Source organism: Mesorhizobium sp. WSM4887 (assembly GCF_029625865.1).
Lineage (GTDB): Bacteria > Pseudomonadota > Alphaproteobacteria > Rhizobiales > Rhizobiaceae > Mesorhizobium.
The window spans coordinates 632833-659373 of sequence record NZ_JARTVP010000003.1 but is presented as its reverse complement, the minus strand read 5'-3'; the positions used below and the strand labels follow the sequence as shown (position 1 = coordinate 659373).

The window sequence follows — 26541 nt, the reverse complement described above, 5'->3', positions numbered from 1 at the left end:
AGCACGAGCCAGGCAGCTCAGCTACTTGCCGGTGAATTCGGGCAGCCGAATGTATGGATTGCGCTGATCGTAGGAATATCTTGGCTCGCCTTTGCCTGACGAAACGGCACCCGCTATGAGCACTCCTTTCGGCCCAAACTGATAATCGATGCCGGCACAAAGATGCGCGAGCGTTTCATAGTCGAAGTTGCGCAATTCGCTGCCGGCTGCGAATGCAGCCGCTTTCAATGCATCCGACGAAAGCGAGCCGAGCATGCTATCGCGATAGGCCCTGACCTTGGCTTGCTGAGCCGCGATGACTGGCATTCAGAGCCGACGACGCGCGCCAGCATGATATTTCTAATTGCGGTCGATGCTGGATCATTCAAAGAGGCCGAATATTTATTGAGAAAATAGTTCGTACCCGGATCATTGGTCATCGACTTGCGCCAAATGGGCGGGAACTTGTCGGCGGCCTCGGCAGTAAATGTACCTGCCATTGACACCAGGACGAACCCGACAAACCACCGTAGCCTCATAGACGCGACCTCGAGTTATTTTGATCAGGGCTTAACAAACACCTTGCCGTTCGGCTTGACCAGCTCGTCCGACAGCCTGGCCATGGCCTCGTCCAGCGGCACCACCGCCGTCACATCCGTCGACCAGCGCCCGTCGGAAAACCTCTTCTGCGCCTCCAGCACCGCCGGGCCGAGCCGGTCGCGGAACTGCCGCATCCATTCGGCCAGCCAGAAGCCTTCGATGCGCTTGTGCTGGAAGATCAGTTGGCCGGGCTCGCGGATGACAGTCGCCTCGGCGTCGAGCCTCCCATAGACGATCCAGCGCGAGCGCTTCGGCATGACGTTGAAGATGACCGAGGCAAGCGGTCCGGTGACTGCGTCCAGGAAGATGCGGGGCTGCTCCGCCTTCATAACCTCGCGCAGCGCGGCCTCGAAATCCGCCGCCTTCTCGTTGAGCGCATGGGCGGCGCCCAGCTCTTTCAGCAACGGGATCTGCTCGTCGCGGCGCACGGTGACGATCGGCCGAAAACCCTCCTCTTTCGCCAGCCCGATGATCAGCTTGCAGAGCTGGCTGGCGCCGGCAGTCATGATGAAAGCCTTCTCACCCTCCTGCTTGACGATGTCGAACATGGCTAAGGCGGTCAGCGGATTGACGATCATCGCCGCGGCGTCCTCGTCGCGCACCGTGTCGAGCAGTGGAATACAGGAAGCCGCCTCGGCGACCGCGTATTCTGCCCAGGCGCCCCAGTTCGACACGCCGGTGGCGAAGGCGACGCGCTTGCCCGCAAGGCTTTTGCGTATGGATCGTCGCCAGTCGAGGCCACGATTCCGACGCCCTCAAATCCGGCCGGCCGGCCCTGCACACGGGGCTGGCCGTATTGCCCTGTGATGAAGGCGATATCGGACGGGTTGATTGAGGCGAGACTGACCTTGATCAGCGCTTGTGTCGGACCAGGCGCCGGCACGGCGATGCTGCCGGGCTTCGAATAAGGCTCCATCGCCTCCGGCACGCTGGCCGAAGGCGTTTTGCTGTAGCCGTCGCCGACAAGCAGCAAGCCTCGCATTTCCGATGGAAGCGTCATGGCGGTCAGATCTTCTCCTGGGTGTATTTCCTGAGCTCGGCGCGCGCCACCTGCCGCCGGTGCACGGCGTCCGGCCCGTCGGCCAATCGCAGAGTTCTCAGATGCGTCCACGAGCGGGCGAGCGGCGTGTCCTGGCTGATGCCTTGCGCGCCGAACATCTGCACCGCCTCGTCGGTGACCTTGAGCGCGACGCGTGGCGCTACCACCTTGATCTGGCTGATCCAAGGGGCCGCAGCGCGTGCATCGCCCTGGTCGATCATCCAAGCTGCCTTCAGACACAGGAGCCTCGCCATCTCGATCTCCATGCGGCATTCGGCGACGATGTCGAAATTGGCGCCGAGCTTTGCCAGCGATTGGCCGAACGCCTCGCGCCGCACCGAACGCTGGCACAGCATCTCCAGCGCCATCTCGGCCTGGCCGATCGCACGCATGCAATGATGGATGCGGCCTGGCCCAAGCCGTCCCTGCGCGATCTCGAAGCCCCTGCCCTCGCCGAGGATCAGGTTCGCCGCCGGCACCCGCACATCCTCGAACCTTAGATGCATATGGCCATGCGGCGCGTCGTCGTCGCCATAGACCTGCATTGGCCGGAGCTTGGTGATCCCCTCGCTCTCTGCCGGCACCAGGATCATCGAATGCCGGCGATGCTGCGGCTCCTCGTCCGAGCCGGTCCTCACCATGACGATATAGATGGCGCAGCGCGGATCGCCGGCCCCGGACGCCCACCATTTCTCGCCGTTAAGCACATAGTCGTCGCCCTGCCGCTCGCAGCGCATCGAAATATTGGTGGCATCGGATGAGGCGACGTCCGGCTCGGTCATCAGATAGGCCGAGCGGATCTTCCCTTCGAGCAGCGGCTCCAGCCATTGCCGCCTGTGCTCTTCCGAGCCGTAGCGCTCCAGCACTTCCATATTGCCGGTATCGGGCGCCGAGCAGTTGAAGGTCTCTGCGCCGAGATGCGCCTTGCCCATCTCCTCCGCCAGATAGGCATATTCGACCGTCGACAGGCCGTAGCCGCGCTTGGAATCGGTCAGCCAGAAGTTCCACAGCCCGCACTCCCGCGCCGTCTTCTTCAGCCCTTCGAGGATTTCAGTCTGCCTGGCCGTGTAAGTCCAGCGGTCACCGTTTCTGCCGACCTCGGCGAGAAACTCCTCGCCGAGCGGTGCGATCTCGTCGCGCACCATCGCGGCCACGAGCTGATGGATCGGCTTCAGCCGCTCGGTCATGCCGAGGTTCATGTCCGCCATCGGTTCCGACCCTTTCGCTTCTTTATCCGTGGCAAGGATGACCGTACTTCGGCTAGCCTTGTCAACGCGAGTCCTTCGGTTCCGGCCGGGACGAGGCGCGCGGGAGGAATTAGGATGAGCTATCTCGACAAGCTGTTCTCGGTCGTCGGCAAGACCGCGCTTGTGACCGGTGCCGCAACAGGCATCGGCCGCATGGTGGCGACCGGACTGGTGCAGGCCGGCGCCACTGTGATGATCGCCTCGCGCAAGGGCGAGGACTGTGTGCGGGTCGCCGACGAGATCAACGCGCAGGGCAGCTCCGGTCGGGCCGAGGGGTTTGCCGGCGACGTGTCCAGCGAAGCGGGCATCGCCGCGCTGGTTGCCGAGGTGAAGGTCCGAACGGACCGGCTGCACATCCTGGTCAACAATGCCGGCATTTCCTGGGGCGCGCCGCTCGCAGAGTTTCCCTACCACGCCTGGACCAAGGTGTTCGGCGTCAACGTCACCGCCGTCTTCCATCTGACGCGCGAGCTTTTGCCGCTGCTCGATGCCGCAGCAAGCGACGATGACCCGGCCCGCGTGATCAATCTGGGCTCGGTGATGGGCACGCAGCCGCTGGCCGACGATGCCTATTCCTACACCGCCTCCAAGGCTGCGGTGCATCACCTGACGCGCACGCTGGCGATCGAATTCGCCGCCCGCCGCATCACCGTCAACGCCTTTGCGCCCGGTCCCTTCCAGAGCCGGATGACGGCCTTTGCCACCGCCACGGAGGAGCAGGCGAAACGTGTCGGCAGCCATGTTCCGCTCGGCCGCATCGGCGTGGCGGATGACATTGCCGGCGCAACGCTCTATTTGTGCAGCCGTGCCGGAAGGTATGTCACCGGCGCCATCCTGCCGATCGACGGCGGCCAGTCGGTGCAGCACGGGATGACATTGTTCAAGGAGTAGGACGCCCGGTTCAAGCAATCGCGATCCGGGCGGGGTGCGGAGGACATCAGCGTGGAACCGATCAGTCTCGATACGCTTCTGGCCAGCGTCGGCAAGGAAGTCGGCGTGTCGCCCTGGCGCACGGTGACGCAGCGCATGATCGATCAGTTCGCCGACGCCACCGACGATCACCAGTTCATCCATTGCGATCCGGAACGCGCCGCGCGCGAGACGCCGTTCGGCGGCACCATCGCGCACGGCTTCCTGTCGCTGTCGCTGCTGTCGGCCATGACCTTCGAGACCATGCCGCCGATCGAAAACACCAAGATGGGCGTCAATCACGGCTTCGACACGCTGCGCTTCCTGGCGCCGGTGAAGACCGGCTCGCGCATCCGCACCCATTTCGTGCTGGCCGACGTCAAGGTGCGGCCTTCGGGATGGGTGCAGACGGCGCACGACGTCACCATCGAGATCGAAGGATCGAAGAAGCCGGCGCTCACCGCGCGCTGGCTGACCCTGACGCTGATCGAGCGCCAGCCCGAGACCGCATGAGCGGCGACGCCAACGCGCTCGACCAAGCAGCGCTTGCGCCTTATCTCGAAGCGCATGTGCCTGGTTTTTCCAAGCTTTGCGCGGCCGAAAAATTCAAGTCCGGACAGTCGAACCCGACCTATCTGCTGACCGCCGCCAGCGGCCGCTACGTGCTGCGCGCCAAGCCGCCGGGGCAGTTGCTGAAATCGGCGCATCAGGTCGACCGCGAATTCCGGGTCATGCAGGCGCTGAGCACGACCTCCGTGCCGGTGCCGCGCATGCTCCATCTTTCAGGCGAGATGACGCCGATCGGCCGCATGTTCTACGTCATGGAGTTCCTCGACGGGCGCATCTTCTGGGATCCGTCGCTGCCGGATACATCCGGCAATGACGAGCGTGCCGCGATCTACGACGCCATGAATGCGACCCTCGCCGCCCTGCACCAAGTCGATGTCGAGGCTGTGGGCTTAGGCGATTTCGGCAAGCCCGGCAGCTATTTCCAGCGCCAGTTCGCGCGCTGGACAAGTCAGTACCGCGCCTCCGAAACCGAAAGCATAGCCGCTATGGATCGGCTGATGACCTGGCTGGAGACGCATATGCCGGCCGATGACGGCCGGGTCTCGCTGGTGCATGGCGACTACCGATTGGACAATATGATTTTCGCCAAGGACGAGCCGAAGGTCATCGCCGTGCTCGACTGGGAACTGTCGACGCTTGGCCATCCTTTTGCCGACCTCGCCTATCAATGCATGCAATGGCGGCTGCCGCATGCGTCGGGCTTTCGCGGCCTAGACGGCATCGACCGCGCCTCGATCGGCCTGCCGTCCGAGGAGGCCTATGTCGCCGCCTATTGCCGCCGGCGCGGCATCGACGGCATCGGCAACTGGACCTTCTTCCTCGCCTTCTCCTTCTTCCGCCTGGCGGCGATCTGCCAGGGTGTCTACCGCCGCGGGCTGGACGGCAATGCCTCCAACCCGGAAAAGGCCAGGACCTATGGCGAGGCGGTGAAGCTGCTCGCCGCGCTGGCGGTGGAACTGATTGACAAGAAAAGTTGAGGGAGCCAAGCCACGGGCCGTTTCGATGGAGCGACGGTGCTGATCACCGGTGCGACAGGCGGTCTCGGCAGCGGCGCGGCCAAAGCCTTCGCCACTGAGGGCTCGCGGCCATGCGCAGGCGCTGGACGGCGGCATTAGCGCGATCTAGTTCGGAAAAAGTGGGTAGCGGCTTTCCTGTTCGGAATTAAGTAGGAACAAAGCGTTAGGGCGTATCTTGGGGAACCAGGCCGCTCCCTTGTCCGTTTCCGTACAGCGTATATAATTTTGTCAGGCAACCAACCATAAAGGCAGGCGGAAATTGCCGCTGAGCGTTCAGAAACGCCGCGAGAAACAGAAAGCCGAGCTTCGTTCCGAACTGGTCGACGCAGCTCACAAGCTCGTCCAGGAAGAGGGCTACGAAGGGCTTACCATTCGCAAGCTTGCCAAGCGGGTCGGCTACGCGCCGATGTCGGTCTATTCCTATTTTGCCGATAAGCAGGACATCCTGTTCGCGCTCGCCGAGGACGCGTTCGAAACGCTTGCCCGCCGCATCGAGGAGCACCCGGCAGACGATCCCGTTGAGGCGCTGCGGGCTGTGATGACCGAGTATGCCGCCTTCGGGCTCGGCAATCCCAATGAATACCGCACCGTCTTCATGACAGAGAAGACCCGGCTGCCGGAAGGCCGCAGCTACGAGGACATGGAACAGGGCAATCCGGCGATGAAGGTGCTGATCAAAAGGGTCGAGGCCTGCGTCGCAGCCGGCAAGCTCAAAGGCGACCCTCGCGCCATAGCCACCATGCTGTGGACCGTTGGCCACGGCACGATCTCGCTGCTGATCACCTTTCCCTTCTATCCGTTCGGCGACCCCCAGGCCTATGTGAAGCGGATGTGCGACTTCATGCTGGCCTCGTTGTCGGCGCAGGACATACCCCCGCTCACCGAAACACCGGTCAACTGCTGACCGGCTTCGCCGGCTTGACACAACGCCGGTCGCTTGATTTGCGACGCCGGTTACTCGGTTCAAGCTAATTTGTCGTACGCGTACAAATTCCCTCTTGAATTCAGCCTCCATTAACCGTATATGTACGTTGTGTCGTACATGTACGATTGGAGACGGAAAGATGAAAAAGACAATCCTCGCGCTCGCTGCCTTGCTGGCTTTCTCGGGCGCCGCTTTCGCTGGCGGGAGCCAGCCGGCCAAGCACGCCCCTGCGGCCTGCACCCAGGCTCACACCAATCAGGCGCTCGACTGCGCCGCGACCGGCTCGGTGGAAAAGCCCGATGCCGCCAACACTCAGACGACCAACGGCCCGCGGCTCGGTATCGACGTGAACCCTTGGTTCGTGCCGGGCCTCTAATCAGCGCCAAATCGCAAACGAAACCGGCGGCGCTTGGCCGCCCGTTTTCGTTTCGCCTGAAGCCCGATTTGACTGCGGCGGCGCTCTACTTCTTGTGCGACTTCATTCCAGGCAAGGTCTTGGCCCTGCCAGGCTTTGCCGGCCCGCCGGGGATGGTGGTGCTGGTAATCGACACCGGATCGCTGGCCGGGAAGGTGTCCTCGAGGCCTTCCTCGAGCTCTTCTTCCTCGATCTCGCGATCCCGCTCCAGCGAACGGACCGCCTCTGACTTCTTGGGCGACTTCGGCGCAGACTTGGACGGCATCGGCAGTCTCCTCGCAAGCCGCAGAAACGGCCCGGACCGGTGAAGGCTCCCCGAGGCCGGCCCTTCGGACCGGTTGGCGCAGGATCAGTTCGCCGCGTCGCTCGCCGCTTCCGACAGCAAAGTAAATACATAGTCCGAGAAGGAACGCCAGCATTCCACCCGGAACGTGTCTTCAGCGGTACGCAGCAGCACGATCTCGGACTTGCCGAGAATGGTGCGCGATGCTGCCCCGACTGGGAAGGCCTCGAGCGACAGGTCCTGTGGGCAACCGGAACTGACCGTCACCGCGGCCGCCGGCCCGGCAACCGAGATCGCCACATTGCGATGCGAGATGCCGACCGCGGAGTGCAGCGCCGAAACCTTGGCGCAGTCGGCCAGCGGATCGTTGCCGGCATCGTCGATGACCAGCCATTCGTCCGGCCCGAGCCATAAGGCGGTGCGCCCGCCTTTCGCCGCCGAGGTCTTCGGCTTCGACGGCAGCCTCACGCCGAGCGCCTTGGACAGCGCGGCGACGGAAGCTTCGGGCGCGCGCAGCGAGATGCGTTCGGCCGGCGGTAGGATCTCGACCTTGACGCCCGGCGCCGACACCGCGCGCCCGGCAAGTGCCGGACGCCGTTCGGCGGCAGCTGAAGCGTCGGCGGCTTTTGTCTTGGCGGTAGCCTTAGCCATTGAGGCGCTCCCCCTTTTCGTCGACGAACACCATGCCGGTGACCTCCACCTCGATCGTGCCGTTCGGCATCGGCACATAGAGCGTCTGGCCCATGCGATCACGGCCGCCGGCGACCAGCGCCAGCGCGATCGAGCGCCCGCAGTTCTCCGACCAGTAGCTGGAGGTGACGTGGCCGATCATCTTCATCGGGATCGCCTGTTTCGGATCCTCGACGATCTGCGCGCCTTCTTCCAACACGACCTTCGGATCCTTGGCCTTCAGGCCGACCAGTTGCTTGCGGCCCTTGGCGACGAGATCCGCGCGCATCATGCCGCGGATGCCGACGAAGTCGGTCTTCTTCTTGCCGACCGCCCAGTCGAGACCGGCATCGTTCGGCGTCACCGTGCCGTCCGTATCCTGGCCGACGATGATGTAGCCCTTTTCGGCGCGCAGCACGTGCATTGTTTCGGTGCCGTAAGCGGTCGCGCCATGCTTCTGGCCTTCGGCCCACAGCGCTTCCCACACCGCTTCGCCATAGTCGGCCGGCACGTTGACCTCGAAGCCGCGCTCGCCGGTGAAAGACATGCGGAACAGCCGCGTCGGCACGCCGCAGATCTTGCCTTCTCGCACCGACATATGCGGCAGTGCCTCGTCCGACATGTCGATGCCTTCGACCAAAGGCTCGATGATTTTCCGCGCGCTCGGCCCCTGCACGGCGATCACCGCCCATTGCTCGGTAATCGAGGTCAGCCAGACATTGAGATGCGGGAACTCGGTCTGGAGATAATCCTCCATGTGATGCATGACACGCGGCGCGCCGCCGGTGGTCGTCGTCACATGGAAGCGGTCCGGCGCCAGCCTGCCGACGACGCCGTCATCATAGATGAAGCCGTCCTCGCGCAGCATGATGCCGTAGCGGCAGCGGCCGGGCTCCAGCTTCTCCCACGGGTTGGTGTAGAGCAGTTCCATGAACTTCGCCGCATCCGGCCCGACCACCTCGATCTTGCCGAGCGTGGAGGCGTCGAACAGGCCGGCCGCTTTGCGCACCGTCACGCATTCGCGGTTGACGGCGGCGTGCATGTCCTCGCCGGCTTTCGGGAAATACCAGGCGCGCTTCCACTGGCCGACATCCTCGAACACGGCACCTTGGGCGGCCGCCCAGCCATGCGTCGCCGTGCGGCGCGTCGGGTCGAACAGCGCGCCACGCGCATGGCCGACGATCGAGCCGAAGGTGACCGGGGTATAGGGCGCGCGGAACGTGGTGAGACCGACCTGCGGGATCGGCTTGCCGAGCGTCTCGGCGGCGATCGCCAGGCCGTGCATGTTCGACGTCTTACCCTGGTCGGTCGCCATGCCGTTGGTGGTGAAGCGCTTGACGTGCTCGATCGAGTGCATGCCCTCATGCACCGCCTGGCGAATGTCCTTGGCGGTGACATCGTTCTGAAAATCGACGAAGGCCTTGACCGTGGTGCCCGGCCCGGCGCCGGGCGCAGCGCCAAGCATGCCGCGTGACCAGCTTTCACTGGCATCGACCTTTGGCTTGGCGCCCTTGCCCATCTTGCCGCTGGAATCCTTGCCGCCGGCGTCCCTTGCCGCCTGGGCGCCTGCCGCATAGGCCTCGTCGACCGTTGCCTCCAGACCGTCCGTGCCGTTGCAGGCGCCGACCGAGACGCAGTCCTGCGCATAGGTCCCCGGCACGAAGCGTCGCGCCTCCTCGTTGAAGGCGACTTTGCCGCGCGACTGCGAGAACAGATGCACCGACGGCGTCCAGCCGGCGGACATCAGGATGGCGTCGACCGCGATCCTGCGCTCGCCGCCGCCGTTCTTCGGCTGCACCGTCATCGACGATACGCGCAGCTTGCCGCCGGCGCTAACCACAGCGCGACCGAAATTGATCTCGATGCCGAGGCTCCTCGCTTCGTCGATCACCGCCCCCGACGGGTTGTCGCGCAGGTCGACGATGGCAGCGACATTGACGCCGGCCTTCCTCAGGTCGATCGCGGCCGCGTAGGCCGAGTCGTTTGCCGTATAGACGCCGACATTCCTACCGACCGCCACGCCATAGTGGTTGAGGTAGGTGCGCGCCGCCGATGCCAGCATGACGCCCGGCCGGTCGTTGTTGGCGAACACCATGTGCCGCTCGATGGCGCCGGTCGCGAGCACGACCCGCTTGGCGCGAACCTGCCACAGGCGCTCGCGCGCCAGCTCCCGGCCGGGGCTCTTGAGATGGTCGCTGACCCGCTCGACCAGGCCGACGAAGTTCTGCGCGTAGTACCCGAAAGCTGTCGTGCGCGACAGCACTCGGACATTGTCCATCGCCTTGAGTTTGGCGATCGCGGCTTGTGCCCAGGCAAAGCCGTCCTCGCCATCGATCCTGGCGCCGCTCTCGAAGCGCAGGCTGCCGCCGAATTCGGCCTGCTCGTCGGCGAGGATCACCCGCACGCCGGTTTCGGCTGCGGCAAGCGCCGCAGTGATGCCGGCCGCACCGCCGCCCAGCACCAGCACGTCGCAATGCGCGTAGCGCGCCGCATAATGGTCGGGATCCGGCCGGTCGGGGGAAACGCCAAGGCCGGCCGTCGCGCGGATCTTCGGCTCATAGAAGTTCAACCAGGCCGACTTCGGCCACATGAAGGTCTTGTAGTAGAAGCCGGCCGAGAACATCGGCGAGGCAATGTCGTTGACCGCGCCGACATCGAAGGCGAGCGAGGGCCAGCGGTTCTGCGAATTGGCGGTGAGCCCGTCATAGAGCTCCTGCACGGTCGCCCGCACATTCGGCGTCTTGCGCGCGTCGTCGCGCACGATCTGCACCAGCGCGTTGGGTTCTTCCGCGCCGGCCGAGAGGAAGCCGCGCGGCCGGTGGTACTTGAAGGAGCGGCCGACGAGATGCACGCCGTTGGCGAGCAGCGCCGAGGCCAGCGTGTCGCCCTCGATCCCGATATACTGCTTGCCGTCGAAGCTGAACGAGGCGGTCTTCGCCTGGCTGAGACGCCCGGCGCCGGGAATGCGGAAGGCGGCGTTCATTTCGAGGCTCCAGGCAGCTTCGCAGGCTTCGGCTCGCCGGCCTTGTAGGTCATGACGAACTTGTCGGTCACGGTGTCGCGCACGGCGTTGAAAAAGCGCGCGCAGCCATGGATGTGCCGCCAGCGCTCATAGATCACGCCCTTGGGGTTCGAGCGGATGAAGAAGAATTTCTCGAAATCGTCGTCGCTCTCGGCGGCAATGTTGGTCGGGCGCGCAATATGCGCCTCGCCAGCATTGCGGAACTCGAGTTCCGGGCGCTCTTCCTCGCAATAGGGACAGCGGATGAGAAGCATCTAGGTTGATCCTACAATTCGCCATGGCTGACGCGGGCGCCGGCCGGTTGATCGCAAAGCTTCTGGCAGGCCATCTCGGCCATCATCAATGCGCCACCGCCGCCGCCGCCGCTTCGTCGATGAGACGGCCGGTGCGGAAGCGCTCGAGCGTGAAGGGCGCGTTGATCGGGTGCGGGTCGTCCCTGGCGATGGTGTGGGCAAAGACGTTGCCCGAACCTGGCGTCGCCTTGAAGCCGCCGGTGCCCCAGCCGCAATTGACATAGAGGCCCTTGACCGGCGTCTTAGCCAGGATCGGCGAGCGGTCGGGGGTCACGTCGACGATGCCGCCCCAGGAGCGCAGCATCTTCATGCGGGTGAAGATCGGGAACATCTCGCAGATGGCGTCGAGCGTGTGCTGCAGGATGTGCAGGCCGCCGGTTTGCGAATAGGAGATATACTGGTCGGTGCCGGCGCCGATGACCAGCTCGCCCTTGTCCGACTGCGAGATATAGGCGTGCACCGTGTTCGACATGATGACGCATGGCACCACCGGCTTGACCGGCTCCGAGACCAGCGCCTGCAACGGATAACTCTCCAACGGCATGCGCACGCCGGCCATATCCATGATGACCGACGAATGGCCGGCAGCGACGACGCCGACCTTCTTGGCGCCGATGAAGCCGCGCGTCGTCTCGACGCCGGTGACCGCGCCGTTGGCCGCACGCTTGACGCCGGTGACCTCGCAGTTCTGGATGATGTGCACGCCGCGCGCCGAGGCGCCGCGCGCATAACCCCAGGCGACCGCATCGTGGCGGGCCGTGCCGCCGCGGCGCTGCAGCGCGGCACCCATGACCGGATAGCGCGCCTCCTTGGAAATGTTGAGCGGCGGACAGAACTCCTTCGCCTGTTCCGGCGTCAGCCACTCATTGTCGATGCCGTTGAGGCGGTTGGCATGGATGTGGCGCTTGAACACCTGAACGTCATGCACATTGTGCGCGAGCATCATGACGCCGCGCGCCGAATACATGACGTTGTAGTTGAGCTCCTGGCTCAGTCCGTCCCACAACTTCAGCGCATGGTCGTAGATGCTGGCGCTTTCGTCATAGAGATAGTTGGAGCGGATGATGGTGGTGTTGCGGCCGGTGTTGCCGCCGCCGAGCCAGCCCTTTTCCAGCACCGCGACATTGGTGATGCCGTGCTCGGTCGCCAGATAATAGGCGGTGGCCAGGCCGTGGCCGCCGGCGCCGACGATGATGACGTCGTATTCCTTCTTCGGCTCGGGTGAGGTCCATTGCTCTTCCCAGCCCTTGTGGCCGCGCATCGCCTCGCGGGCAATGGCGAATACGGAGTATTTCTTCACGTTCAGCCTCGCGCCAAAAATCGCGGATCTCGGCCGGGCATTCCCCGGCGCGCGTGGTGTATCACTAGCGAAAGCGTGCAGTCACCCTTGCGCTGTTTGCGACGGCGCTTGCCGTTTTGCGCCGCGGCTGCGCGGCGCATGCCCGACAACTTGCATTCCGATCGGCAAGTCAGCTTTCGGGTGGCTGCCGAAATGCCGATTTGCGACCAATCATCCCACCACCGGCTGGACCGGCATAGAGAAAGGATGTGAAATGTTCGCACTCACCGAAAAGGTCGCCATCGTCACCGGCGCCAGTTCCGGCATCGGCCGCGCTACGGCCAGTCTGTTCGCCGAGCAGGGCGCCAGTCTCGTCGTCGCGGCGCGCCGCCGGGCCGAACTCGATGCACTCGTCGGCGAAATCGAGACGGCCGGTGGAACCGCAATTGCACTCGCCGGCGATGTCCGAGACGAAGCCTATGCCAGGGCTCTGGTCGAGCTTGCAGTCGAAAGCTTCGGCGGCCTCGACATTGCCTTCAACAATGCCGGCGCCGTCGGCTTGATGGCGCAGGTTCCGGAGATGGCGCCGGCGACTTGGCACGACACGATCGACACCAATTTGACCAGCGCCTTCCTCGCCGCCAGGCACCAGATCCCGGCGATGCTGGAGCGCGGCGGCGGCTCGCTGATCTTCACCTCGAGCTTCGTCGGCTATACCGCCGGCATGCCGGGCATGGCCGCCTATGCCGCCGCCAAGGCGGGGCTGATCGGGCTGACGCAGGTGCTGGCCGCCGAATACGGCCCGAAAGGGCTGCGCGTCAACGCGCTGCTGCCCGGCGGCACCGACACGCCCGCAGCGACGTTCAAGACGCCGGAGTCGCGGACATTCGTCGAAAACCTGCATGCCTTGAAGCGTGTGGCCCGGCCCGAGGAGATCGCCCGCTCAGCGCTCTACCTTGCCTCGGACGCCTCAAGCTTCACCACCGGCGCGGCGCTGTTTGCCGATGGTGGCGTCTCGATCAATCGGACGTGAATCATCTGACGGTCGGCAGCCATGCTCATCCGCTGAAATCGCGCGACGGGGCCTTGCATTCCGGTCCGTTTTGACGATTTGGTTTCCCGTCGAAAACGGATCGGAACGATGCTGCTGATCAGAACCTATGTCGCCCAGAGCGCCATCGAAGGCGTCGGCGTTTTCGCCGCCGAGCCGGTCAGGAAAGGCGCCTCCATCTGGCGGCTCGATCCCGATTTCGACCGGCTGATCCCCATGGAGAAATACGAGAAGGCGCCGCCGCATCTCAAGGAATTGCTCGACCGCTACGCCTATCCGAGCCCGGACAAGCCGGGTTTCATGGTATATGAGGTCGACAATGGCCGCTTCATGAACCATTCCGAGCGGCCGAACACGGATTTCTCCCAATATGGTGGCGCCACAGCGACCCGGGATATCGCGGCCGGCGAGGAAATCACTTGCGACTATGGCGAATTCTTTGAGGATTTCGCCCGTCTGCATCTGGCGACCGCCTAAGGCTCAGACCGGCAAGGCACGGCGCTCGGGCTTCCGATCGCGGTTTCCTGCAATCAACGGTGGACAGCACGGCCTGATTCTGCTATCAGCCGGCACAATTCGCGGTGCAGGTCACTGCGGAGGCATGCGGCTATGGGCTGCTTGCCTGAGATTTCAAACCCGAAGACAGGATTGCACGTGCAGGTACTCGTCCGCGACAACAACGTTGATCAGGCGCTTCGCGCGCTGAAGAAGAAGATGCAGCGCGAAGGTATTTTCCGCGAAATGAAGATGCGCGGTCACTACGAAAAGCCGTCCGAGAAGCGTGCCCGCGAGAAGGCGGAAGCCGTCCGCCGCGCCCGCAAGCTGGCCCGCAAGCGCGCCCAGCGCGAAGGCCTGCTGCCGATGACCCCGCGCCCGGCTCCGGCTGGTGCTGCCGGCGCATCGCGTTCGCCGCGCTGATACCGTCAATTTTTCGTCCTTTTCGAAGGATACCGAGGGTGGCGCGATGCGGAATCGCCGCCACCTTTTTGTTTATGTGTTCGAGCCGGTTCGGAGAGGGAACGGACTTGACGGCGCGGCGCCAGTGAGGACTGAGATGAACGCAATTACCGTGGAGCGCAGAACCGCTTTTCGCGGCTTCGCCCTGACGGCGGCCCTGCTTTCGGGCCTGACCCTTGCAGCATGCCAGACGGCCCCGACGGGGGAGTTCAACAGTATCGACAAGGCGCAAGGCTCGACCGAGAACATCTCCTCGCTGTCGGCTGTCATCCAGCGCAATCCTCAGGATCCCGAGGGTTACAATGTGCGCGGCTCGGCCTATGGCCGCGGCGGCCAGTACCAGGCGGCGCTCAAGGATTTCGACACCGCCATCCAGCTCAATCCGAACTTCTATCAGGCCTATTCGAACCGGGCGCTCATCCAGCGTTTCCTGGGCAACCAGCAAGCAGCGCTTGCCGACTATAACCGCTCGATCCAGATCAACGCCAATTACGACGCCGCCTATATCGGCCGCGGCAATCTCTATCGCAAGGCCGGCCGCGTCAACGACGCCTTCAACGATTTCCAGAAGGCGATCCAACTCGACACGACCGACGCCCGCGCCTACCACAATCGCGGCCTGATCTATCAGAGCCAGGGCCAGCATAAGTTCGCCATCGAGGATTTCTCGACCGCCATCTCGCTGGCGCCGGACGCAGCCGAGCCCTACAACGGCCGCGGCCTGTCCTATCTGGCCATGAATGACGAGGACAACGCCTTCGCCGACTTCAACATGGCCATCAAGCTCGACGGCAAGAACGCCGAGGCCTGGGCCAACCAGGCGCTGATCTACGAGCGACGCGGCGACAAGGAAAGGGCGGCCAAGTCCTACCGCGAAGCTGTCCACCTCGACCCGAACTACCAACCCGCCAAGGACGGCCTGTCGCGCACCTCGGCCGGCGCCAGCTGATCGGAAGCTAAGGCCGCCCGGGGGTCCGGTCGCCCGCGATGGGTCTATTGCGGCGCTGACACGCCGATGTGGCCGTTAGTCGCCAACGGCGATGTGTTGGCTCGCCATGCTCGCGCCAAGTTTTGGGCGGAACGCTCCTCGCACCTCGACCGTTTAACCGGGGCCGTTTGTTGCGAAAGGACCTTTCCGATGATCAAGACACTTGCCTGTGCCGCCGCCGCGCTTGCCGCCACGGTCCTCGCTTCTCCGGTCAGCGCCGGCACGCTCCGGCTCGGCACGCTCGATTGCACCATCGACGGGGGCACCGGTTACGTCATCACCTCCAACAAGGGCGTGTCCTGCGTCTTCCGCCCCTATCATCGCGGCCCGGCCGAGCTATACACGGGCATGATCTCCAAGCTCGGCGTCGATATCGGCCGGACGCATCAAGGTCAGCTTGTCTGGGCGGTTCTCGCCGCCACCCGCCACCATGACTCGGGCGATCTCGCCGGCAGCTATTACGGCGTCAACGCGGAGGCGAGCGTCGTGACCGGTGGCGGCGCTAATCTTTTGGTCGGCGGCCTCGACGGCGCCTTCATGCTCGAGCCGCTGAGCGTCCAGGCGCAGACCGGCGTCAACCTCGCTGTTGCCGTGGCTTCGCTGGACCTCGTCCACTCCTATAAGTGAAATTTCAAATCAGTTAGCACCGATACGGCCCGGGACTCTCGCTCCGGGCCGAATTTTTAGCGCGCTGCTCGCCGATATCCCCGAAAAGCCTCTTGAGCTCAACTGCGCTTGAGGTTCTACAAGCCCTGCCGAACTGGATCTGGCGCTTCGTTCGCAATGCGGATGAGGTTGCGGAAAACAAGCGGGAGATCGACGTGACGGCAGCAGGCGGCGGCAAGGTGGCCGGCAACAAGGTGGACTGGCGAGCGCTGTGGGCAAGCGGCGACCTGGCGCGTTTCTGCTTCGTCAGTCTCGGCATCCTGCTGCATGCCACCAATGAGACTATGGTGGCGACGGTGATGCCGGCCATGGTCGGCGAGCTGGCCGGCGTGCAGCTGGTTGGCTGGTCGCTGGCGATCTATGAGCTCGGCGCCATCGTCGCGGGTGCGGCCGCCGGGCGGCTGGTGAGCTATGTCGCGCTGCGCTCCAACATGATGGTCGCCGCCCTGCTCTACGCGGCAGGCGCGCTGATCTGCGCCACGGCACCCTCCATGCCGTTCTTCCTCGCCGGGCGGCTGGTCGAGGGACTTGGCGGCGGCGCGCTGGTGTCGCTCGCCTTCGTTTCGGTCGAGCGTCTCTTTCCGCGCAACATCTGGCCGCAGCTCTTCGGCATCATGTCGGCGATCTGGGGCGTCGCCGCCTTCAGCGGACCGATGCTCGGCGCTGTTATGACCGAGTTCCTGTCATGGCGCTGGGCCTTTGGCGTCTTCACTTTCGGCGGCGCGGCGATGGCGCTGGCGAGCTTTATCGTGCTGGACACGCCGGAGGCGACGAGGCCGCAGGCGGGCAGCGGCACGGCGCCGCCCTTTCCCTATCCGGCGCTTGCCTGTCTCGCCATCGCCGTCGTGCTGATCGCTGCCGCCGGCATTGACATCGCCCTGCTGCGCTCGTCGCTGCTGCTGGCCGTCGGGCTGATCGGCCTGGCGCTTTTCTTCCGCATCGATGCCCTCAGGCCGCGCTCGCGCCTGTTTCCGGCACCTTTGTTCTCATGGCGCTCGCCGCTTGGCTCAGGCATGACCATGGTTGCGGCCTTCTCGGTAGCGACCTGCACGTTCACCATTTACGGGCCGCTGCTGCTCACCACGCTGCACGGCATTCCGATCCTGACCACCGGCTATATCATCGCCGCCGAATCCATCGCCTGGTCGATCCTGTCGATCCTCATCGCCAATGCGCCGCTGGAACGCGAAAGACTGATCATCGTCGTCGGCGCGCTGATGATCGCCTCCGGTCTTGCCAGTTTCGCCTACGCCATCCCCGCAGGTTCGATCCCGCTGATCCTGCTCTGCGCTCTGCTGCAGGGCGGCGGCTTCGGCGTCTGCTGGCCGTTCTTGACGCGCGTCATCGTCGCTTCGGCCCGCGACGGCGAGCAGACGATCGCTTCCGCCGCCGTGCCGACCATGCAGCGGATCGGCTACGCGGTGGGCGCGGCCCTTGCCGGCATCGTCGCCAACGCCAGCGGCTTCTCGCAAGGCCTCAATCGTGACGCGGCTGCAGGCGTGGCCGGCTGGCTCTTCCTCGCCTTCGTGCCGCTTGGGATCCTTGGCTGCATCGCCGCGCTGCGGATCGCGCTGCCGCCAATGCGACCGCAGGCAGCGGCCAGCTAAACCACTGTCGTTTTCAGCCGCTCGGCAATCGATGCGGCGAGCCGTGTCGCCACCTCGTCCTTGCCCATCTCCGGCCACTCCTCGACGCCCGTGCGCGAGACGATGCGCACCTTGTTGCGATCGCCGCCCATAACGCCGGAAGGGCCGATGCCGCTGCCATGCGAGACGTCGTTCGCGACGATGAGATCGGCGCCCTTCTTCCTGAGCTTGGCCTCGGCGTTGCCGATGAGGTCCTGCGTCTCGGCGGCAAAGCCGACGACAAGACCGGGCCTCTGCGCATGATGGCCGACGCCCGCGAGGATGTCGGGATTCTCGACCATCTTGAGCGACGGCGGGCCCTTCCCCGCCACCTTCTTGATCTTTTCACCGGCGGCATTCGCGGTGCGCCAGTCGGCGACGGCCGCGACGAAAACAGCCGCGTCCGCCGGCAAAAGGCTCTCGACCGCTTCCTTCATCTCGGCCGCTGTTTCCACATGAGTGGTCTTCACCCCGGCCGGATCGGCGATGTTGACCGGACCGGACACGAGCCGGACATCGGCGCCGAGCTTCGCCAGTGCCGCCGCGATAGCATGGCCCTGCTTGCCGGACGAACGGTTGGCGATGTAGCGCACCGGATCGATCGGCTCATGCGTCGGCCCCGAGGTGACGATGATCTTGCGGCCCGCAAGCGGCTTCGGCTTCTCGCCGAGCATCGCCTCGATCGCGGCCACGATTTCCAGCGGCTCGGCCATGCGGCCTTCGCCCGCCTCGTTGCTTTCCGCCATCTCGCCCTTGGCCGGCCCGACAAAGGCGATGCCATCCTTCTGCAGGGTCGCCCGGTTGCGCCGCGTTGCCGGATGCGACCACATCTTCGGATTCATCGCCGGCGCCATCAGCACTTTCTTGTCGGTCGCAAGCAGCACCGTCGAGGCAAGATCATTGGCATGGCCGTTGGCGAGCTTCGCCATCAGGTCGGCGGTGGCCGGCGCCACGACCAGCAGATCGGCCTCGCGCGACAGCCTTATGTGGCCGACATCGTGCTCGTCATTGCGGTCGAAGAGTTCGGTGAAAACATGGTCGGCCGAAAGCGCGCCGACGGACAGCGTGGTGACGAATTCCTGCGCGGCTGATGTCATTACCACCCGGACAGAAGCGCCGCGCTCGCGCAGGCGCCGGATCAAATCGAGCGATTTATAGGCGGCGATGCCGCCGCCGATGACGAGAAGGACGCGTTTGCCGGAGAGCGTTCCGCGAACTGATGGCCTGCCGGGCATGTCGGCGATAGGCGGTGCTTGCTGGCCGGGGCCGGTCAGCGCACGCAGCGTCTTCTCGATCTGGTCGATGCGGTCGGCCTGCCCTGCCCGGCCCTCAACCGCCGCCCTGATCATCGCCCGGGCCTGCTCCTCCATCGAGCAGCCATTTTCGGCAGCCAATTGGCGCAGCAGGTCCTTAACTCCATCGTCAAGGTTGCGGATCGTGATGCTGGCCATCTGATTGCACCCGCCTCAAACTAGCGCCGGCAATGATAGCAATGCAATCAAAACGCAGCAAGGCGGCGGGCGGTCAGAAAATCCGCCACGCGATGTAAATCAGCGTCAGCGCAATGGTCCACAGCGCCACGCGGCCGGAGCGGGTGTGGCGCGCCTCCGCCTTGCCGATCGCGCGCGCGGTCGCCTCGTCGAAGCGCAGGCCGTGCTCCGCCATCAGGTCGATCTCACGCGACAGCCGCTCGGTGCGAACCGCAATGTCCGGCGCCTGCCTCGCCAGCGAGATCAAGGCCTTGCCGGCGTCCCGCGCGTCCGAGAGCACGCCGCGCGGGCCGAGATTGCCCGCGATCCAGTCGCTGACCACCGGCTCCGAAGTCTTCCACATGTTGAACGCCGGATCGAGCGTGCGGGCGACGCCTTCGACCACCACCATGGTCTTTTGCAAAAGCACCAGCTCGGTCCGCGTCGCCATGTCGAAGAGGTCGGTGACCTCGAACAGCAGCGTCAGAAGCTTGGCCATCGAGATCGTGTCGGCCGACTGGCCGTGGATCGGCTCGCCGATGGCGCGGATCGCCTGCGCGAAGGCCGAGACATTGTGCTGGCGCGGCACATAGCCGGCCTCGAAATGCACCTCGGCGACGCGCCGGTAGTCGCGCACGATGAAGCCGTAGAGGATCTCGGCCAGAAAACGCCGCTCCTTCTTGCCGAGCCTGCCGGCGATGCCGAGATCGACGGCAACGATGGTGCCGTCCGGTTCGACGAACAGGTTGCCCGGATGCATGTCGGCATGGAAGAAGCCGTCGCGCAGCGTGTGCCTGAGGAAGGACTGGACGAGATTGGCTGCGATCGCCTTGAGGTCGTGTCCGGCGGCGGCAAGGCCGGTCAGATCGTTCATCTTGACGCCGTCGATCCACTCCATGGTGATCACGTCGCGGCCGGTCCGCTCCCAATCGACCGCCGGCACGCGGAAGCCCGGATCATCCTTGGTGTTCTCAGCGAGCTCGGAAAACGCGGCCGCTTCGAGCCGCATGTCCATCTCGACCTTGGTGGTCTGCGCCAGCGTCTGCGTCACCTCGATCGGCCGCAAGCGGCGCGAGGAGGGGATGTACTTCTCCTGCAGGCGGGCGGCGAGGAAGTAGCTCTCGAGATCCTGGAAGAAGCGATGGCGCACGCCGGGGCGGATGACCTTCACCGCGACCCGTGAAGCCTTTCCGTCGCGAACGACTTCGGCGCCGTGCACCTGGGCGATCGATGCCGCCGCGACCGGCTCGCCGAAGGTTGCGTAGAGATCCTCGATCCTGCGCCCGAGCGAGGCTTCGATCGCCGCGACCGCTTCCGCCCTCGGAAAGGTGTGCATCTTGTCCTGCAGCAGCGCAAGGTCGACCGCCATGTCGTTGCCGACGACGTCGGGCCGCGTGGCGAGGAACTGGCCGAGCTTCACATAGGATGGCCCCAGCCGCACCACCGCCTGCGCCAGCCGGTCGCCGCGCAGATGGCTTCGGGCGCGGCGGCGAGTGAGCACGCACGCCAGCCGCCAGCCGAGCTTCGGCATACCGGAAAGCTCTTCGCCGGGCAGCGCCGCGACGACGCCCTCGCGGACCAGCACCCAGCCGGCCCTGGCGAGCCGGAAGCCGGCGCCAACGCTGGTCATCGGACGCCCTGCCTCAAAGCTTCCAGCCCGAATGGAGCGCCGCGATGCCCCCCGAATAGTTGCGGAAAGTAACCCGATCGAAGCCGGCCCGACCAATCATCGCGGCGAAGTTCTGCTGGTTGGGGAACTTGCGGATCGATTCGACCAGATAGGAATAGGGCTCGTCCTCGCCGGTCACCGCCCTGCCGATTTTGGGGATAGCGTTGAACGACCAAGCCTCGTAGGCCTTGTCGAGCAGCGGCATGTCGACCTCGGAAAACTCCAGGCATAGGAAGCGCCCGCCGCGCTTCAGCACACGAAAAGCTTCGCTCAGCGCCACATCGATGCGCGGCACGTTGCGGATGCCGAACGCGATCGTATACGCATCGAACGTGCCGTCCTCGAACGGCAGCGCTTCGGCATTGGCCTCGACGAAATCGGTCTTTTCCGAGAGGCCTTTCTTTTCGGCCCTGTCGCGGCCGACGTCGAGCATTGAGCCGTTGATGTCGAGCACCGTGGCATGCGCATGGCGCTGGCTTGCCTCGATGATGCGAAAGGCGATGTCGCCGGTGCCGCCGGCGACGTCGAGCACCTTCCAGCCCGGCCGCTTCGGGGGGTTGAGCCACGCGACCATCGCGTCCTTCCACAGCCGGTGCAACCCACCCGACATCAGATCGTTCATCAGGTCGTATCGATTGGCCACCTTGTGAAAGACGTCATTGACGAGCGACTGCTTGTCGCCCGCGCCAACCTTCCTGAAACCATAGGAGGTTTCCATGCCGCCCGCGGCCGTGGTTCTCTCAACTGACATTATTTCGATCCGCCATAAAACCGGCGGGACCATAGCCGATCGATGGGGCGGGCGCTATTGTCCAAGGCGCGGTTTTCGGCCGCGCTTTCAGAACGGGTCGGGGAAGAGTTTGCCACGATTTTCCACCCGGAATCGGCGCCACGACAGAAGAATACCGCACGGGATGGCCGCATGATCTTGAAAGCCGAATTGCACTGCCACATCGAAGGGGCAGCGGCGCCCGACCTCGTCGTCAGCCAGGGCCGCAAATACGGCAAGGACCCTTCGCCCTACATCCAGAACGGCTCCTTCGTCTGGCACGATTTCACGTCTTTCCTCGCCGCCTATGATTTTGCTTCCGACCTGTTCCGCACCGAGGAGGATTACGCCCGTCTAACCGATCATTATCTCACCAGCCTCGCCCGCGACGGCGCCATCTATTCCGAGGTCTTCACCTCGCCGGATCACGCAAAAAGGGCCGGGCTTTCGCCCAAGGCCTATACGGACGCGCTGGGCGAAGGCATGGCCCGCGCCAAGGCGAGGACCGGCATCGAGGGGCGCATGATCGTCACCGGCGTACGCCACGTCGGCGTCGAGGCGATCGAGCAGGCGGCGCGCTTTGCGGCGCGCTGCGGCCATCCGCTGGTCACCGGCTTCGGCGTCGCCGGCGACGAGCGCATCGGCGATTTCGAGGACTATGTGCGGGCTTTCGAGATCGCGCGCGAGGCCGGCCTCGGCATCACCATCCACGCCGGAGAATTGATGGGCTGGGAAAGCGTGGCGGCAGCGCTCGACCATATCCGCCCATCGCGGATCGGCCATGGCGTGCGCGCCATCGAGAACCCGGACCTTGTTCGCCGCATCGCCGCCGAGGGCGTGGTGCTGGAATGCTGCCCCGGCTCCAACATCGCGCTCAAGGTGTTCGATAGTTTCGCCACGCATCCTTTTCCGGCGTTGCGCGCGGCCGGCTGCAAGGTGACGCTCAATTCCGACGACCCGCCCTATTTCTGGACCTCGCTGAAGCGCGAATACGACATCGCCGCCGAGCATTTCGCGATGGACGACAAGGCGCTTACCGCCGTCACCAGGACGGCCATCGAGGCGGCCTTCGTCGACCGGAAGACCAAGGCGATGCTGATGAGCCGGCTCGACCCCAAAGGCCGGTGAATGGTTCGCGGGCCCTTCGGCCTGTCAACCGCAATCATCGGCCCATCAGGACTCGCAAACCGGCTCACTATTCACTATTCACTACTCACCATTCACTGGAGAAGACCATGCAGGGCGTCACCGTCGTCGACCACCCCCTTGTCCAGCACAAGTTGACCATCATGCGCAAGAAGGAGACCTCGACGGCAGGCTTCAGGCGGCTGCTGCGCGAGATCTCCCTGCTTCTCGGCTACGAGGTGACCCGCAACCTCGAACTGACGACCACCACGATCGAGACCCCGATCGAGGAGATGGAAGCGCCGACGCTGGAGGGCAAGAAGCTGGTTTTCGCCTCCGTGCTGCGGGCCGGCAATGGCCTGCTCGAAGGCCTGCTCGATCTGGTGCCGGCGGCGCGCGTTGCCCATATCGGCCTTTACCGCGACCATGAGACGCTCGAGGCGATCGAATATTTCTTCAAGGCGCCGAGCGACCTTGCCGACCGTCTGGTGATCGTGGTCGATCCGATGCTTGCGACCGCCAATTCCGCGATCGCGGCGATCGACAAGCTGAAGGGGCGCGGCGCCACCAACATCCGCTTCCTTTGCCTGCTGGCGGCACCCGAAGGCATCGGGCGCTTCACCAAAGCGCATCCGGATGTCCCGATCTTCACCGCTTCGATCGACCGCCAGTTGAACGACAAGGGTTACATCATGCCTGGCCTCGGCGACGCCGGCGACCGCATGTACGGAACCAAGTGAGATCTTTTCTTAACCGCTCGTTTACGAAACGCCGTGGTTCCGGCGCGCGTTAAAGCCGAAAACACCATGTCGGCTTAAGGATCGACCCTTCACGAAGGTCGATCCATGCTGCGCAAGCTTCTTCTCCTTGGCGTCTTTGTCGGAAGCTCGGCATCGATTCCGATCGTCTATCAGTCGAACCCGCAGATGGTGGAAACCCTGCTGAGATCGGCGTTTGCTTCGAAGCCGGCGCCGCCTGAGGCTCAGCCGGACGTCAATCTCGCTTCGGTTCCAGCCAGGCCGGCGACGCCGATGCCGCTCGGCCGCCAGGTGCTGGTCAATGCCGACCAGCGCGGCCATTTCACTTCCGCCTTCAAGTTCAACGGCCGTCAGATAGACGGCATGATCGACACCGGCGCGACGCTGGTCGCGATCAACATATCGACGGCGCGCCGGATCGGCATCTCGCTCAACCAGTCGGATTTCACTCAACAGGTGAACACGGCGAACGGCGCCATCAAGGCCGCCGTGGTCACCGTCGACCGGCTGCAGATCGGCAAGATTTCCCTCGACAACGTCCAGGCGGTGGTGCTCGACGATCGAGCGCTGCAAACCAACCTGATCGGCATGAGCTTCCTGCAGCGGCTGCAGAAATACGAAGTGCAGGACGGCGCGCTGTTGCTCGTTCAATAGGCGCGATTTTACAGAGGCAGTATCCGCCTGAGCACCGTCTTTTCTGCGGTCGGCTTCGAGTGACCGACCGTATAGGCGGCGCGCACCGCGACGGCGGCAGCCTCGGCGTCGGCCTCGTTCCGCGCATGGATTAGCGCCAGCGCCTCGCCCGCATGCACCTCCGCGCCCACAGGCAGCAGCCGGGTGAGGCCGACGGAATGATCGATCTTGTCATCCGGACGGACGCGCCCGCCGCCCAGCGCAACGACGGCGAGCCCGATTTCGCGCGTCGCGATCCCGGTGACGAAGCCGTCCTCGGCCGCTTTGACCGCCGATTCCACTGCCGCCTTCGGCAGATATTTCTCCGGATTCTCGACGAAGTCGGCGGGGCCGCCGAGCGCCGTCACCATGCGTGCGAACACCGCCGCCGCGCGGCCGCCGGCAAGCGTCTCGGCCGCGCGCCTGATCCCGTCCTGGTTGGACGAGACAATTCCCGCCGATTGCAGCATCTCGGCGGCAAGCGCCAGCGTGACGTCCTCCAGCCGGCGGTCGCGGAAGCGGCCGGTGAGAAAGTCTACCGCGTTCTTCACCTCGACCGCATTGCCCGCTGCCGAGGCCAGCGGCTCGTTCATGCCGGTCACCAGTGCCGAAGCCTTCAGACCGGCGCCATTGGCGACCTCGACCAGGCTGTTCGCAAGTGCGGCCGCATCGCGCGACTTCTCCATGAAGGCGCCGTTGCCGACCTTGACGTCGAGCACAAGCGAGCCGAGCCCGGCGGCAAGCTTCTTTGACAGGATCGAAGCCGTTATCAGCGGCACCGATTCCACTGTGCCCGTCACGTCGCGGATCGCGTAGAGCCGGCGATCGGCCGGCGCCAGGTCGGCGGTCTGGCCGATGATGGCGCAGCCCGTCTCGAGCACCGTCCTGCGGAACCGCGCCAAATCCGGCTGGCTGACGTAACCGGGAATGGCATCCATCTTGTCCAGTGTGCCGCCGGTATGGCCAAGCCCGCGGCCGGAGATCATCGGCACATAAGCGCCGCAGGCCGCGACGATCGGCGCCAGCATCAGCGAGACATTGTCGCCGACGCCCCCGGTGGAATGTTTGTCGGTGACCGGGCCCGGCAAATCGGACCAGTCGAGCACGTCACCGGAATCGCGCATCGCGAGCGTCAGCGCCACTGCTTCCTCGCGACTCATGCCTTTGAGGAACACCGCCATGGCAAAGGCGCCGATCTGGCCTTCCGAGAGCGTGCCGGCCGTGATCCCCTCGATGAAGGTCGCAATCTCGGGCATCGAGAGCTTGTGGCCGTCACGCTTGCGCCGAATGATTTCCTGGGGCAGCATCAGCTTTCCGGCAAATCTTCCTCGAAGACGCGCCGCAGGATCGTCGCCAGCCGCGCGCCGCCGACCGGCGCCATGTCCTTGGTTTCCTGGTGCGAGAGTTCCGCCCCGGTCATGCCTGCCGCAAGGTTGGTGATGACCGAGCAGGCGGCGACCTTGAGGCCGAGGAAGCGGGCCAGGATCACTTCGGGCACGGTCGACATGCCGACCGCGTTGGCGCCCATGACGCGCGCCATGCGGATTTCGGCCGGCGTCTCGAAACATGGTCCGGAAAACCACATGTAGACGCCCTGGTGGAGCGCGGTGCCGGTCTCCTTGGCCGCCGTCTCGATCGCCTTGCGCAACCCCGCATCATAGGCCTCGGTAAGGCCGACGAAGCGGCGGTCGCTCGGCTCGCCGATCAGCGGATTGGAGCCGGAAAAGTTGATGTGATCGGTGATCATCATCACCGAGCCCGGTCCCATCTCGGAATCGACCGAGCCGGCGGCGTTGGTGAGGATGAGATGCGAGATGCCGATGCCGGCAAGCACCTCGAGCGCCGGGCGCATCGCGGCGGCATTGCCGTGCTCGTAATAGTGCGCGCGCCCGGAAAGCATCAGCACCGGCGTGCCGGCGAAACGCCCTGCCACCACCTCGCCGGCGTGGCCGGAGACGCCGCTGCGCGGGAAGCCCGGCAGTTCGGCATAGGGGATGCGCCTTGCGTCCTCCACCTGGTCGACCAGCCCACCGAGGCCGGAGCCCAGCACAAGCGCCGCGGTCGGGGCCAGCCCGTCCAGTTTCTCGACCAGATGATCCAGCGCTTCCTTCATTTCAGGATATCGCCCCTAAATCCGTATGGCAGCATGTCGCCCATGGTGACCGTCTCGACCACGCCGGTATTGTCGCAGAGATAGAGCTTCGTCTCCGGCCGGCAGAATTCCGCCAGCCGCTGCCGGCAGCCGCCGCAGGGCGAGCATTTGGCCATGCGCTCGGCGATCACAGCGATCTCGGTGATCTTGCAGCCGCCGCCCATGATGTAGTGGCCGAGCGCGGTGGTCTCCGCACACCAGCCCTCCGGATAGGACGCCACCTCGATGTTGGCGCCGGTGAAGACGCGTCCGTCCTCGGTGCGCAGCGCGGCGCCTACGGGAAACTTGGAATAGGGCGCATAGGCCTTGGCCATCGCCGTCCTGGCCGCTTCGAACAGATCATGCGACATTTCCTTTTTCTCTCCCACGATCTTGTTCAAATTGCCGGTTGCCA

General features: G+C 64.7%; 27 protein-coding genes and 1 pseudogene. 14 read left to right on the top strand and 14 right to left on the bottom strand.

Annotated features, from left to right (window positions below):
• Positions 1–21: 21 nt before the first annotated feature.
• The 3 genes and pseudogenes from P9230_RS16795 to P9230_RS16785 form a co-directional block, all read right to left on the bottom strand.
• Positions 22–306, bottom strand: a complete 285-nt coding sequence (locus P9230_RS16795; RefSeq protein WP_278120007.1) for a hypothetical protein — start codon at positions 304–306, stop codon at positions 22–24.
• A 236-nt stretch (positions 307–542) separates the two neighbouring features.
• Positions 543–1579: pseudogene (locus P9230_RS16790) on the bottom strand (zinc-binding dehydrogenase).
• A gap of 5 nt (positions 1580–1584) precedes the next feature.
• Positions 1585–2826, bottom strand: coding sequence for an acyl-CoA dehydrogenase family protein (locus P9230_RS16785; RefSeq protein WP_278053892.1), 1242 nt, complete (start codon positions 2824–2826; stop codon positions 1585–1587).
• A 114-nt stretch (positions 2827–2940) separates the two neighbouring features.
• Here P9230_RS16785 and P9230_RS16780 point away from each other — a divergent pair, with 114 nt between their 5' ends.
• The 5 genes from P9230_RS16780 (at position 2941) to P9230_RS16760 (ending at position 6661) form a co-directional block, all read left to right on the top strand.
• Positions 2941–3756, top strand: coding sequence for an SDR family oxidoreductase (locus tag P9230_RS16780; RefSeq protein WP_278120003.1), 816 nt, complete (start codon positions 2941–2943; stop codon positions 3754–3756).
• A 45-nt stretch (positions 3757–3801) separates the two neighbouring features.
• Positions 3802–4287 (top strand): MaoC family dehydratase, encoded by a 486-nt coding sequence (locus P9230_RS16775; protein WP_277816115.1) that lies wholly within the window; start codon positions 3802–3804, stop codon positions 4285–4287.
• Positions 4284–5321 (top strand): phosphotransferase, encoded by a 1038-nt coding sequence (locus P9230_RS16770; RefSeq protein ID WP_278120001.1) that lies wholly within the window; start codon positions 4284–4286, stop codon positions 5319–5321. Before P9230_RS16775 ends, P9230_RS16770 begins: the two co-directional genes overlap by 4 nt.
• A 298-nt stretch (positions 5322–5619) precedes the next feature.
• On the top strand, positions 5620–6264 hold the full coding sequence (locus P9230_RS16765; protein ID WP_095800510.1) for a TetR/AcrR family transcriptional regulator: 645 nt from the start codon (positions 5620–5622) through the stop codon (positions 6262–6264).
• A gap of 160 nt (positions 6265–6424) precedes the next feature.
• Positions 6425–6661, top strand: a complete 237-nt coding sequence (locus P9230_RS16760) for a DUF680 domain-containing protein (protein ID WP_095800511.1) — start codon at positions 6425–6427, stop codon at positions 6659–6661.
• An 85-nt stretch (positions 6662–6746) separates the two neighbouring features.
• On the opposite strand, the gene P9230_RS16755 is transcribed toward P9230_RS16760, so the two are convergent.
• From P9230_RS16755 to P9230_RS16735, 5 genes are all read right to left on the bottom strand, one after another.
• Entirely contained in the window at positions 6747–6965 is a 219-nt protein-coding gene (locus P9230_RS16755; RefSeq protein ID WP_067325802.1) for a hypothetical protein, read from the bottom strand.
• 84 nt (positions 6966–7049) lie between these two features.
• Complete coding sequence (locus P9230_RS16750; protein WP_278119998.1) at positions 7050–7634, bottom strand: sarcosine oxidase subunit gamma; 585 nt, start codon at positions 7632–7634, stop codon at positions 7050–7052.
• A complete protein-coding gene (locus P9230_RS16745) occupies positions 7627–10635 on the bottom strand; it encodes a sarcosine oxidase subunit alpha (protein ID WP_278119995.1) in 3009 nt (1002 codons plus the stop codon). Before P9230_RS16745 ends, P9230_RS16750 begins: the two co-directional genes overlap by 8 nt.
• Positions 10632–10928 carry a sarcosine oxidase subunit delta gene (locus tag P9230_RS16740; RefSeq protein ID WP_067325793.1) on the bottom strand — a complete coding sequence of 99 codons (297 nt, stop codon included), beginning with the start codon at positions 10926–10928 and terminating at the stop codon, positions 10632–10634. Before P9230_RS16740 ends, P9230_RS16745 begins: the two co-directional genes overlap by 4 nt.
• 85 nt (positions 10929–11013) lie before the next feature.
• Positions 11014–12267 carry a sarcosine oxidase subunit beta gene (locus P9230_RS16735; RefSeq protein WP_127239431.1) on the bottom strand — a complete coding sequence of 418 codons (1254 nt, stop codon included), beginning with the start codon at positions 12265–12267 and terminating at the stop codon, positions 11014–11016.
• Between the two features lie 253 nt (positions 12268–12520).
• Between P9230_RS16735 and P9230_RS16730 the strand changes: the two genes are divergently transcribed.
• The 6 genes from P9230_RS16730 (at position 12521) to P9230_RS16705 (ending at position 17515) form a co-directional block, all read left to right on the top strand.
• Positions 12521–13279: an SDR family oxidoreductase gene (locus P9230_RS16730; protein ID WP_127216681.1), complete on the top strand. Its 759-nt coding sequence runs from the start codon at positions 12521–12523 to the stop codon at positions 13277–13279.
• A 108-nt stretch (positions 13280–13387) separates the two neighbouring features.
• On the top strand, positions 13388–13774 hold the full coding sequence (locus P9230_RS16725; protein WP_095781084.1) for an SET domain-containing protein-lysine N-methyltransferase: 387 nt from the start codon (positions 13388–13390) through the stop codon (positions 13772–13774).
• Positions 13775–13951: 177 nt separating this feature from the next.
• Positions 13952–14215 (top strand): 30S ribosomal protein S21, encoded by a 264-nt coding sequence (gene rpsU / locus P9230_RS16720; RefSeq protein ID WP_040969057.1) that lies wholly within the window; start codon positions 13952–13954, stop codon positions 14213–14215.
• 136 nt (positions 14216–14351) lie between these two features.
• Entirely contained in the window at positions 14352–15203 is an 852-nt protein-coding gene (locus tag P9230_RS16715) for a tetratricopeptide repeat protein (protein ID WP_095826741.1), read from the top strand.
• Between the two features lie 189 nt (positions 15204–15392).
• Positions 15393–15869, top strand: a complete 477-nt coding sequence (locus tag P9230_RS16710; protein ID WP_278119991.1) for a DUF992 domain-containing protein — start codon at positions 15393–15395, stop codon at positions 15867–15869.
• Between the two features lie 218 nt (positions 15870–16087).
• Entirely contained in the window at positions 16088–17515 is a 1428-nt protein-coding gene (locus P9230_RS16705; RefSeq protein ID WP_127239444.1) for an MFS transporter, read from the top strand.
• Here P9230_RS16705 and coaBC read toward each other — a convergent pair.
• From coaBC to ubiE, 3 genes are all read right to left on the bottom strand, one after another.
• Entirely contained in the window at positions 17512–18984 is a 1473-nt protein-coding gene (gene coaBC / locus P9230_RS16700) for a bifunctional phosphopantothenoylcysteine decarboxylase/phosphopantothenate--cysteine ligase CoaBC (protein ID WP_206522069.1), read from the bottom strand. The genes P9230_RS16705 and coaBC overlap by 4 nt on opposite strands.
• 73 nt (positions 18985–19057) lie before the next feature.
• Positions 19058–20632: a 2-polyprenylphenol 6-hydroxylase gene (gene ubiB / locus P9230_RS16695; protein ID WP_278119988.1), complete on the bottom strand. Its 1575-nt coding sequence runs from the start codon at positions 20630–20632 to the stop codon at positions 19058–19060.
• Positions 20633–20645: 13 nt separating this feature from the next.
• A complete protein-coding gene (gene ubiE, locus P9230_RS16690) occupies positions 20646–21422 on the bottom strand; it encodes a bifunctional demethylmenaquinone methyltransferase/2-methoxy-6-polyprenyl-1,4-benzoquinol methylase UbiE (protein ID WP_278119986.1) in 777 nt (258 codons plus the stop codon).
• Between the two features lie 171 nt (positions 21423–21593).
• On the opposite strand from ubiE, the gene P9230_RS16685 reads away from it, so the two are divergent.
• From P9230_RS16685 to P9230_RS16675, 3 genes are all read left to right on the top strand, one after another.
• Positions 21594–22568, top strand: a complete 975-nt coding sequence (locus tag P9230_RS16685; RefSeq protein WP_278119984.1) for an adenosine deaminase — start codon at positions 21594–21596, stop codon at positions 22566–22568.
• Between the two features lie 107 nt (positions 22569–22675).
• Positions 22676–23305: a uracil phosphoribosyltransferase gene (upp, locus tag P9230_RS16680; RefSeq protein ID WP_278119982.1), complete on the top strand. Its 630-nt coding sequence runs from the start codon at positions 22676–22678 to the stop codon at positions 23303–23305.
• A 105-nt stretch (positions 23306–23410) separates the two neighbouring features.
• Positions 23411–23977, top strand: coding sequence for a TIGR02281 family clan AA aspartic protease (locus P9230_RS16675; protein ID WP_095800516.1), 567 nt, complete (start codon positions 23411–23413; stop codon positions 23975–23977).
• A gap of 8 nt (positions 23978–23985) precedes the next feature.
• On the opposite strand, the gene deoA is transcribed toward P9230_RS16675, so the two are convergent.
• From deoA to cdd, 3 genes are read right to left on the bottom strand one after another with little or no spacing between them, the layout of a single operon-like run.
• A complete protein-coding gene (gene deoA / locus P9230_RS16670) occupies positions 23986–25302 on the bottom strand; it encodes a thymidine phosphorylase (protein ID WP_278119980.1) in 1317 nt (438 codons plus the stop codon).
• The gene (locus P9230_RS16665; protein WP_095830797.1) at positions 25302–26108 is read right to left on the bottom strand and encodes a purine-nucleoside phosphorylase; all 807 of its coding nucleotides are present in this window, start codon (positions 26106–26108) and stop codon (positions 25302–25304) included. The genes deoA and P9230_RS16665 overlap by 1 nt, the downstream gene beginning before the upstream one ends.
• Complete coding sequence (cdd, locus tag P9230_RS16660) at positions 26105–26497, bottom strand: cytidine deaminase (RefSeq protein ID WP_278119978.1); 393 nt, start codon at positions 26495–26497, stop codon at positions 26105–26107. Before cdd ends, P9230_RS16665 begins: the two co-directional genes overlap by 4 nt.
• Between the last annotated feature and the right edge of the window lie 44 nt (positions 26498–26541).

Bases quoted from the DNA above. Each gene is read 5' to 3' on its own strand.
- P9230_RS16730 (WP_127216681.1), top strand. From the start codon at position 12,521: ATGTTCGCACTCACCGAAAAGGTCGCCATCGTCACCGGCGCCAGTTCC.
- P9230_RS16715 (WP_095826741.1), top strand. From the start codon at position 14,352: ATGAACGCAATTACCGTGGAGCGCAGAACCGCTTTTCGCGGCTTCGCC.
- P9230_RS16780 (WP_278120003.1), top strand. From the start codon at position 2,941: ATGAGCTATCTCGACAAGCTGTTCTCGGTCGTCGGCAAGACCGCGCTT.
- P9230_RS16710 (WP_278119991.1), top strand. From the start codon at position 15,393: ATGATCAAGACACTTGCCTGTGCCGCCGCCGCGCTTGCCGCCACGGTC.
- ubiE (WP_278119986.1), bottom strand. From the start codon at position 21,422: ATGTCAGTTGAGAGAACCACGGCCGCGGGCGGCATGGAAACCTCCTAT.
- P9230_RS16740 (WP_067325793.1), bottom strand. From the start codon at position 10,928: ATGCTTCTCATCCGCTGTCCCTATTGCGAGGAAGAGCGCCCGGAACTC.
- P9230_RS16755 (WP_067325802.1), bottom strand. From the start codon at position 6,965: ATGCCGTCCAAGTCTGCGCCGAAGTCGCCCAAGAAGTCAGAGGCGGTC.
- upp (WP_278119982.1), top strand. From the start codon at position 22,676: ATGCAGGGCGTCACCGTCGTCGACCACCCCCTTGTCCAGCACAAGTTG.
- P9230_RS16760 (WP_095800511.1), top strand. From the start codon at position 6,425: ATGAAAAAGACAATCCTCGCGCTCGCTGCCTTGCTGGCTTTCTCGGGC.
- P9230_RS16785 (WP_278053892.1), bottom strand. From the start codon at position 2,826: ATGGCGGACATGAACCTCGGCATGACCGAGCGGCTGAAGCCGATCCAT.
- P9230_RS16685 (WP_278119984.1), top strand. From the start codon at position 21,594: ATGATCTTGAAAGCCGAATTGCACTGCCACATCGAAGGGGCAGCGGCG.
- deoA (WP_278119980.1), bottom strand. From the start codon at position 25,302: ATGCTGCCCCAGGAAATCATTCGGCGCAAGCGTGACGGCCACAAGCTC.
- P9230_RS16750 (WP_278119998.1), bottom strand. From the start codon at position 7,634: ATGGCTAAGGCTACCGCCAAGACAAAAGCCGCCGACGCTTCAGCTGCC.
- P9230_RS16770 (WP_278120001.1), top strand. From the start codon at position 4,284: ATGAGCGGCGACGCCAACGCGCTCGACCAAGCAGCGCTTGCGCCTTAT.
- P9230_RS16675 (WP_095800516.1), top strand. From the start codon at position 23,411: ATGCTGCGCAAGCTTCTTCTCCTTGGCGTCTTTGTCGGAAGCTCGGCA.
- cdd (WP_278119978.1), bottom strand. From the start codon at position 26,497: ATGTCGCATGATCTGTTCGAAGCGGCCAGGACGGCGATGGCCAAGGCC.
- ubiB (WP_278119988.1), bottom strand. From the start codon at position 20,632: ATGACCAGCGTTGGCGCCGGCTTCCGGCTCGCCAGGGCCGGCTGGGTG.
- coaBC (WP_206522069.1), bottom strand. From the start codon at position 18,984: ATGGCCAGCATCACGATCCGCAACCTTGACGATGGAGTTAAGGACCTG.
- P9230_RS16745 (WP_278119995.1), bottom strand. From the start codon at position 10,635: ATGAACGCCGCCTTCCGCATTCCCGGCGCCGGGCGTCTCAGCCAGGCG.
- P9230_RS16665 (WP_095830797.1), bottom strand. From the start codon at position 26,108: ATGAAGGAAGCGCTGGATCATCTGGTCGAGAAACTGGACGGGCTGGCC.
- P9230_RS16725 (WP_095781084.1), top strand. From the start codon at position 13,388: ATGCTGCTGATCAGAACCTATGTCGCCCAGAGCGCCATCGAAGGCGTC.
- P9230_RS16795 (WP_278120007.1), bottom strand. From the start codon at position 306: ATGCCAGTCATCGCGGCTCAGCAAGCCAAGGTCAGGGCCTATCGCGAT.